The sequence below is a fragment of the Saccharopolyspora soli genome, from assembly GCF_022678645.1.
In the GTDB taxonomy this organism is placed as follows: Bacteria; Actinomycetota; Actinomycetes; order Mycobacteriales; family Pseudonocardiaceae; genus Saccharopolyspora; species Saccharopolyspora soli.
In genome coordinates this window covers 1-5,911 of record NZ_JALBWV010000140.1, presented here as the reverse complement: position 1 = coordinate 5,911, position 5,911 = coordinate 1, and the positions used below count along the sequence as shown (strand labels likewise).

The window sequence follows — 5,911 nt, the reverse complement described above, 5'->3', positions numbered from 1 at the left end:
CCCCCCCCCCCCCCCCCCCCCCCCCCCCCCCCCCCCCCCCCCCCCCCCCCCCCCCCCCCCCCCCCCCCCCCCCCCGGCTCCCGGTGACGGTGGAGCAGGCCACCACGCCCCAGGCCATGGGGCGCGACCTCGACAACCCGCGGGGTATCGGCGTCACCGCCACCCCGCGGACGGCCGTGCTCCACGAAACTCGTCAGTCGTTCAAGCCGTACGCGCATCGCGTACACATGACCTGATCTCCCGACACCTGCGTTCCGCAGCCGTTCGCGCAGAACGCGATCAGCCGCACGAGGACACGGCGCATCACTCCTCCTCTTCCCACCGTTCAATGCGGCCGAACACGGCATCCGCCAAACCCTCGATGGAATCGTCGTCCTCTTCGCGGAACATCACGCAGGCACCGCCTCCACCAGGTCCGTGCGCGCACTCAGCGCTGCGGGATCCAGGTGGTGCCGGTTGTCCTCGGTGTGGAACACGCCGTACCTATCGCGGCTCCACACACGCCCCTGGTCATCCCGCACCTCACGCACGTCCGGTGGGAGATCCCTACGGCCCGCGAGAAATACCCGCGGTGCTCTGCTGTCCGCTACCATGCGGTAGCCCCCTTTCATCGGGGAGTGGTTGGTGGCCCTCGACCAGCGCGGATGTCACGCCGATGTCGCTACTCGGGGGCCTCTTCCTGTTCTGATTCGCCGGTGGCGAACCCCAACGCGCACGAACGAGTTCGTGGGCGCAGGCGCCCGCCAGGCAGAGGAACACTGGTCCGGAGTGATCACTCGACGAATCTTGTCGGCGGCTGAACCGGGCGCCGCGACTCGCCACCGGGAGCAGGACCCGTCGCCGCGCCGACCTCGGTTCAAGTCCAGACCGTCCCACTCCAGTCCCGATGTTCCTTCGCCCGTGGGAGCTGGTCTCGCGCGCGAAGGTAGAGGTCCCGGATCCGGCAGGCTGGTCGAACAGCCTCCAGGCACGGCAGACAACGGCCTACCGTGCCTGGGCACAGCTCAACCACGTTGATGCGTGCGAAAAAGGAAGGGCGGGCGAGCCGTCAAGCAACCCGCCCACCCCGCTCTCGATCAGCTGAGAATGTCCGCGCGGGATGCAGGTTCCCTACGACTTCCGGGACTGGCGCGGGCGCCGGTGGATGCGCGCGTGCTTCTGGTCCTACTTCGAGGGTTTCCCGACGATCTCCACGACCCGCAACGAACGCCGCTCGGTGTGGCCGCTGGGCACCATGTGCCTGTTCCGCCGCGCCGCGCTGATCGAGGCAGGTGGCTGGTCGGAGACGTCGCTGACCGAAGACTGGGACATGGGTGGGCGGCAACAACACGAGGTTTCGTTGCGTACCTCACCGCATGGTTTCCGCCCTGCCTACCAGAACGTTGCGGTTTTGGGTGGCCAACTCGGCGAGGCCAGCATCAGTGATCACGACCGCACCTCCCCGTCGTTCCTCCTTCACGAGACCGGCGGCAATGACACGATCCACGGTTTCGAAACCGAACCGTGGCGACCCATTCAAGCGGAGTTCCCGCGCGACAAGATCGAACGTGGACGCAGCCACGCCCCCAATGCTGTTCAAGTACTGCAATACTGCGATCATGGCGGGACCAACCCGCCTGCGGGTGCTCATGATCTACCCTCTCTCTTCGGTGCGCATCTGGAGTGGCGTCAGCTCTGGGGTGTCGGTGCAGCGGCCAACGCGGTCCGCGCAGCCATCTGTCCCATGTGGACAGCAAAAGCCCGAACCGCCGGATCCTGGTTGGATGAACAGCCGCACGGGTACAGCCTCTGACGGTTCTCATCCCGGCGGACCGACCAACCCGATCAGTTCCGGTCGACAGCACATCTCGTCGCCTTCTTGAGCACGGGGGCCGATGCGGGTGGCGACGTCGAGTTCGGTGCGGTTAGCGATACACCGGCTCGCCTGCCAGCACCTCGACGGTGGTCGTCTGGTGCTCATCCGACGACGGCGCACACCAATACCCGCGCAGGTGTTCGGGCACGTCGGTGAGCAGCAGCGCGCCGCTTCCGTCACCGAGGTCGGTGTGCTCGGCAACGGTGCCCTCAACCTGAACGTCACAACCACCAGTGCGGTCCTTGTCCTGCCAGACCAGCACCAACCGGACTCGGTCGCCGGGGGCGATCCGGGCCATGACGAAACTCCTTTCTCTAACGGCTGGTTTCAGCACGTCGCCGGGGCGGCGACGGTGGGGAACTCATTCCACGTGCGGCCATCAAGCACGCGGCCCGCGGCCTTCTTCCTCACCCTGTGCACCAGCGCCAGCCCGGCGGGCTCGGTGCCGGTGAACTCGCCGAAGGGTTTCCTCGTGCCATCCGGCGCGAGCCAGCGGTGACGGCTCGGATCAGACCACGGATCGGACCGGGGCTCGTTCACCGGAGCCCATTCGCCCCACTGCTTGAAAAAGAACGGCACCCTGGCACTGGTGCACTGGTCACGCAGTGACCGAGCCCAGTCCGGATGCATCGGCCGTGCTTTCGGCCCGGACTCCCCACCGGCGATCACCCAGTCCACCCGTCGCGACGCGGCCACGTGCCCGCCGTCGAGCCAGGGGCTGAGATCAAGATCGGCCAACAGGGGTTCGCACGACAAGAACACCGTCGGCGCGCTGGTGCGTACCAGGACCGGGATGCGTTCGGCGGCGCGCTGGTTGTCCTCGACCGACGTGCCCAACCAGACGTTGGGCGGCCAGCCATCCGTCCACGGCACCAGCGCGGCGATATTGTCCGGTCGTTTCGTCAGCAGCTGCCAGACCAGCCACGGCGTCTGCTCGATCACCGTCCACAACCGCGACCGCGCCGCGTCCAACTGTGCGTTGACCTCCGCCACCGGGTGGATTTCGAAGACGTCCGACATCGACCCGCAGAACACCTTCAGCGGCCGACCGGCCTTCTTCGCCGCCCGATTCCATCGCAACGGGTTCTGCCAGTTCGCCTCCGACAACAGCCGCCGCGGACCCGAGCGGCGCCACAACTCGTGCTTCCACCTCCGTGCGTTCGCGTCCGCGTAACAGAACCGACACGCCGGAGAGACCCGTGCGCAGCCCCACCACGCATTGAACGTCGCATCCGTCCACTCGATCTTTGTCATCTCGCTCACTCAAACTCCTCGTCCCGTCCGGTCGGGGTTACCACGTGAGAATCGCGGTGACCAGGTCCCGCTGAGCGGGAACTTTGTCCCGGATGATCGCCAACGCGTCGGTCACGAAGTCGTCGCTGATCGAGCTGCGATACAGGCGAGCGAGCACGTCACCGACCTGGTTTTTCGTGATGTCGCCGCGCTCATCGACCGCGCCGTAGACTGCCGCTACCACCCGACGGCCAGTCGCGCCGGGCAGGTAATACAGCCTCGCCAAGAGCTTCGCGGCGTCAGTCCGTTTTCCGCACTACCGATTCGCGCCTTCGTCATGGAGGCGGACGCGCAGCCGACGGCCGGTCTCGATCGCGGCGATGGCGCGGTGCTTGCCGTTGCGGCCTTCGAGAGTGCCGTCACCGGCGCGGACCACGCACGGGTCGCCGTCATGCTCCCGTTCGAATTGCCCTCGGGGATGCCTTTTGTAGTACTCAACGGCGTCCCGGCACACTGGGGTGTTGGCCCACCAGACCTCGCGGGGGTCGACGTCGGCGACGGGCTGGCGCGCCCACCACGCCACCGACTTACTACCTAGTCGGGTCCGGGGTTGTGCGACGATCTTGATCTGGGTCATCGCTCACCACCTGCGGGGAGCCTGTCGAGCACGTGGAGAGCGTCGTCCAGGACGGCGGCCTTGGCCTGGTGGTCGTGGAGCGCGCGAGACAACCGGTCGCGCAGGAACCGATCCGCGGTCACACCCCCAATGGCGGGGCTGCACTCGATTGCGGCACGCACCAGGGGGCCGATGTCCGGGTTCTTCAACCGCCCCAGAAGATCCACGGTCTCCATCCCGGTCCGGTCCACCAGGCGTTGCCCGAGATCACGTAACTCCTGGTCACGCCAGGACATGACCGGTTGGCGGGCACGGTTCTTCTCGGCGCGGGCGTGTTCCTCGGCGCGGATCCGCCGCGTTGCTTCCTCGATGCCCCGCTGGACTTCCTGGCCGCGGGCGCTGTCGATTTTCTTCAGCCACTGGGCCACCGCCGGGTAGTCCAGGATCGGGTCACGCACCTCGGGTTCGGCCACGATCTTCATGCGGCGGCTGTTTCGCCGCGTACTCGGGCACATCAACCCCCACCCAGGCGGAAGCTCCCCAGGATGCACGATGCGCGGATCCGGCACGGCGACCCACCAACGGGACGTATGCCGATACCACGCGTCCGCTTTCGTCCGGTCGGAAAGCTCCGCCAGCCAATCCTGCCGGTCGACCTTGATCTCAATTCCATCCACGAACAACTGCGACCGGGTCAGTCCCAGCGCAATAGCGTCAGCGCGGCGCGCAGCGTGCGGCGCTTCGACCTCGGTCACGAAGATAACGCCCGGAAAGACATCCTTGGGATTGCAGTAATGGGCGCGGACCTGGTCGAGCAACGCGCTGGCACGATCCCGGCGCGACTTCTGAGCAGGTTCGGTCGTGGTCGTCACGGTGACTCCTCCCTGGTCACGAGACAGACAACGTCAGAGGCTGGGCGGTGCTCGCAGTCCGGCCGCCGACGCAAGGCGAGGGGTACTGGAACAGCGATCGGCCCCTGAGACACGGGGGTATCGCGGCTGATCCGCGTCGTTCTCCTCTCAGCTCGGCGTCGCGTGGCTGGCACCGGCCGCGGTGACGTAGCCGCGTAGCAGGTCGTCGCGCACGTCATCAGCAGCCATATCGAGGACGTCGGACCACGCGAACGCCAGCTCGTCAAGCTCGTCCTCGGTGAGACCGGTCAGCGGACCCGTGGTTTCCAGCATCGCGGCGTACTCCACCAGGGCGAGTACCTGTTCGCGGGAATACAAAGCGATTCCCGTCCACGAGGTCATCCAGTCACCGCGGCTGGTGCGCCATGCATGCTGGTCCGTGCCCTCCATGGTGATCGTCTCGGCGCCGGTCGGTCTGTCCGTGCGAGCATCCATGCTGTACTCCTTGGTCGTCATGATTGAGCAGAAAGCGCACCGACCCGAGCCGGTGCGCCAACCTCACAACCCGACGTCAACCGCGGATCTGTCATGCGTCGGAACCGAAACCCGCCGTTGGGATGTGGCGGTGCTTGTCGGCCCAGGTCTTGGCCAACGACAAGAAGGTTCGGGCGGCCATGATCACACCGTTCTGCAACGGCTCGGTGATGCAGGGCTTCACCAGGTCGACCGCTTGGTCCAAGTACCCGGAGTGAACCTGCATGATGTCGTGCTGGGCGGCGCGCGCCGCGTCCGAGGCGATTTGCGCGGCGGACGCGAGCCGGACCCGTTCCTCGGGTCGCTGGTCCGCGGCGGCAAGCAGCTGCTCCGCAATGATCATGTAGTCGGTAACCCGAGACATGGAGTTTTCCCTTCAGGAGTGGGGTCTTTGGCGCGTATTCCGTATGCCGAGGCGGCTGGTGTTCTTCAGTTCGTGGTGCGGGCTGGCGGGGCCTGGTTGAGGACGTCGAGCTGGTTCTGGGCGTTCCAGAGGCCGATCACAACGTCGGCCTGCACTCGCCATCCGGCGGAGTGGTGGGCGGCGAGCGCCTCACGCACAAGGCGCTGCAGATGCGGAGCAAGGTCGGTCTCCCGACCGGGCGCGGGCTGGTTGCCCGTAGATGCGTCGTCGCGCGCCCATTCCCGGCGCGGGTCGAACTGCACGGTCATGGTGGATCCTCCGGTGTCGTAACAGGATTCGACGACACGGCGGCGCCCCGGAACCCAACTGGGTTCCGGGGCGCCGCCGGTGGGGTGGGGTTACGCTTACCGCTCGTTGAGCAGTCGCGGTAGAACTGTGTCGAGTTTGCGGGCCGCTGC

9 protein-coding genes are annotated in these 5,911 nt (G+C 66.8%); 1 reads left to right on the top strand and 8 read right to left on the bottom strand.

The window, feature by feature from the left end; genetic code table 11:
* Positions 1-1,099 precede the first annotated feature (1,099 nt).
* The gene (locus MOQ72_RS43735; RefSeq protein WP_242191966.1) at positions 1,100-1,792 is read left to right on the top strand and encodes a glycosyltransferase family protein; all 693 of its coding nucleotides are present in this window, start codon (positions 1,100-1,102) and stop codon (positions 1,790-1,792) included.
* A gap of 112 nt (positions 1,793-1,904) precedes the next feature.
* On the opposite strand, the gene MOQ72_RS43730 is transcribed toward MOQ72_RS43735, so the two are convergent.
* The 8 genes from MOQ72_RS43730 to MOQ72_RS43695 form a co-directional block, all read right to left on the bottom strand.
* Positions 1,905-2,153 carry a hypothetical protein gene (locus MOQ72_RS43730; RefSeq protein ID WP_242191965.1) on the bottom strand — a complete coding sequence of 83 codons (249 nt, stop codon included), beginning with the start codon at positions 2,151-2,153 and terminating at the stop codon, positions 1,905-1,907.
* A 29-nt stretch (positions 2,154-2,182) separates the two neighbouring features.
* The gene (locus MOQ72_RS43725) at positions 2,183-3,109 is read right to left on the bottom strand and encodes a DUF5131 family protein (RefSeq protein WP_242191967.1); all 927 of its coding nucleotides are present in this window, start codon (positions 3,107-3,109) and stop codon (positions 2,183-2,185) included.
* 37 nt (positions 3,110-3,146) lie between these two features.
* Positions 3,147-3,332, bottom strand: a complete 186-nt coding sequence (locus MOQ72_RS43720) for a hypothetical protein (RefSeq protein WP_242191964.1) — start codon at positions 3,330-3,332, stop codon at positions 3,147-3,149.
* Between the two features lie 72 nt (positions 3,333-3,404).
* A complete protein-coding gene (locus MOQ72_RS43715; protein WP_242191963.1) occupies positions 3,405-3,725 on the bottom strand; it encodes a hypothetical protein in 321 nt (106 codons plus the stop codon).
* Positions 3,722-4,576: a hypothetical protein gene (locus tag MOQ72_RS43710; RefSeq protein ID WP_242191962.1), complete on the bottom strand. Its 855-nt coding sequence runs from the start codon at positions 4,574-4,576 to the stop codon at positions 3,722-3,724. Before MOQ72_RS43710 ends, MOQ72_RS43715 begins: the two co-directional genes overlap by 4 nt.
* A gap of 147 nt (positions 4,577-4,723) precedes the next feature.
* Positions 4,724-5,050, bottom strand: coding sequence for a hypothetical protein (locus MOQ72_RS43705; RefSeq protein ID WP_242191961.1), 327 nt, complete (start codon positions 5,048-5,050; stop codon positions 4,724-4,726).
* 91 nt (positions 5,051-5,141) lie between these two features.
* Entirely contained in the window at positions 5,142-5,453 is a 312-nt protein-coding gene (locus MOQ72_RS43700) for a hypothetical protein (RefSeq protein WP_242191960.1), read from the bottom strand.
* Positions 5,454-5,518: 65 nt separating this feature from the next.
* Positions 5,519-5,761 (bottom strand): hypothetical protein, encoded by a 243-nt coding sequence (locus tag MOQ72_RS43695; protein ID WP_242191959.1) that lies wholly within the window; start codon positions 5,759-5,761, stop codon positions 5,519-5,521.
* Between the last annotated feature and the right edge of the window lie 150 nt (positions 5,762-5,911).